A 2,117-nucleotide genomic window follows, 5' to 3' on the forward strand; every position below is an offset into this window, starting at 1 on the left:
ATTTCTTAAATATGTTATTAAGCTTACTATATCTATATAATTATTAGCAGTATAATTTTTTACCTCATCAAATATTTTATTTGAGAAGTCTCTATGTTTTGATGAATGCTTAGCAATATTTTTATAATTAATTGCTTTCATAATATCTTCTTCTGTCCTAAAATGATAAACCATATAATCTATAGTATCTTTCAACACAGAATTAAACTCTTGCCTAATTTTAGGATTACTTAAATCTTTATCAGCATTAATATCATAAAGTCTATTAAGCATACCAACAAATTTTTCATGCTGTTCATCAATTCTTTTATATCCAGTATTAAAAGTATCTTTCCACACAATGTATTTTTCATCATTAACAATTGTCATAATATACCCCCTATACGAATATATAAACTTAAATCTCCATAAAATCAGCATATAAAAAATATTATGCTTGTCAATAAAAAAATATCTTTTTTGGAAAAAATGTTTAGATTTTAATAATATTTATATATTTAGATATTTTGATATTAATGATAAGTTCTTTTAGGAATTATATTTTACACATTTAATCCTAATATACTATTATTTAATATATTTGTTTATATTAATTGAATGAAAACTAAATTTAAAAATATAAAAAAGAAATATATATTGTTTTATTATTTTCATAATTGTTTATAATAAAATATAAAATAAATTATTATCATTTTGGAGCAGCAAATGAAAGAAGAACTCACTAATGAACAGCTAGAATTAATATATGATGTGATGGAAAAAACATATAATGGTAAAATTAAAAGGATAGAAGGTATAAATGAATGTTTGAAAATAGATGATAAAAAAATATATAAAGATAGTTCATATGATTTATTATATGAAATGTACAAATGTATGAGAGATGGTGGAACATTTGCTAGAAATTTTAAATATACAGTTATGGAATTTTTTATTGAAAAAATAGGTACAAAATATGGAATTGAAGAATTAAAAAAAGCACTGGTATCTACAAAACAATATATAGAATATGCTTATAAAACAAGCAAAAGTAAATCTAATGGTTTAGTAGAAATATGCAAAGAAATAATTAAAAAAAATAATATTAAAGACATATCTTTTGATGATTTATTTGAAGATGAAGAAAAAGGTAAAAAAGAAATTATACAAACTAATGATAAATCTGATAACTCATACACAAAAGATGATTTTTTAAACGAAGTTTTTATATCTGAAGAAAAATATAATACTATTGTTAATTTATTAAATAGAAAAAAAAATATTATTTTTCAAGGCTCACCTGGTGTTGGAAAAACTTTTATGGCAAAAAGACTTGCTTATTCAATTATAGGCGAAGCTGATGACAGTAAAATAAAAATGGTGCAATTTCATGAAAGTTATTCTTATGAAGATTTTATTATAGGATACAAACCTACTGATAAAAACTTTAAATTAAAAAATGGGGTGTTTTATGATTTTTGTATGAGTGCCACTTCAGATATGGATAATGATTATTTCTTTATAATAGATGAGATTAATCGTGGAAACATTTCTAAAATATTTGGAGAACTTTTGATGCTTATAGAATCAGATAACAGAGATGCAGAAATTACAATCTCTTATAATAATGAAAGTTTTATAGTGCCTAATAATTTATATATTATTGGTATGATGAACACTGCTGATAGAAGTATTGCTGTTATTGATTATGCATTACGAAGAAGATTTTGTTTTATAGATATTGAGCCTGCTTTTGAAAATGAAAAGTTTAGAACCTATTTAAAAAATCAAAATGTAGATAATGATCTTATAAAGAAAATAATTAAAAAATTCACTGATTTGAATAATATTATAAAAAACGACAGAACTCTAGGCAAAGGCTACACTATAGGACATAGTTATTTTTGCGATAAATTAGATGATAAGGAATACAAAAATATTATAGAATATGAAATAGCTCCTACATTAAGAGAATATTGGTTTGATAATGAGGAGAAAGCAGAAAATGAAATAAAAAAGTTATTAGATATATAGTGATTTCTTATTTGTGATGGTGTTTCTCTAGTTATTTTGAGAGATAGAGATTACCTTTTAAGTATAGTACTACTAAGAAAAAGCTATATCATTAATAAACTTTA

At 22.3% G+C, this 2,117-nt stretch carries 2 protein-coding genes; one reads left to right on the forward strand and one right to left on the reverse strand.

All coding sequences use genetic code 11. The features are described 5' to 3' along the window. On the reverse strand, nt 1–369 hold a 369-nt coding region (locus E6A48_RS11700; RefSeq protein WP_219710480.1), incomplete at its 3' end, for a bacteriohemerythrin. A 336-nt stretch (nt 370–705) separates the two neighbouring features. Here E6A48_RS11700 and E6A48_RS11705 point away from each other — a divergent pair. Further along, nucleotides 706–2,013, forward strand: a complete 1,308-nt coding sequence (locus E6A48_RS11705; protein ID WP_219710481.1) for an AAA family ATPase — start codon at nt 706–708, stop codon at nt 2,011–2,013. Nucleotides 2,014–2,117: the final 104 nt, after the last annotated feature.

The organism is Brachyspira pilosicoli, assembly GCF_019402445.1.
GTDB classification, from domain to species: domain Bacteria; phylum Spirochaetota; class Brachyspiria; order Brachyspirales; family Brachyspiraceae; genus Brachyspira; species Brachyspira pilosicoli_B.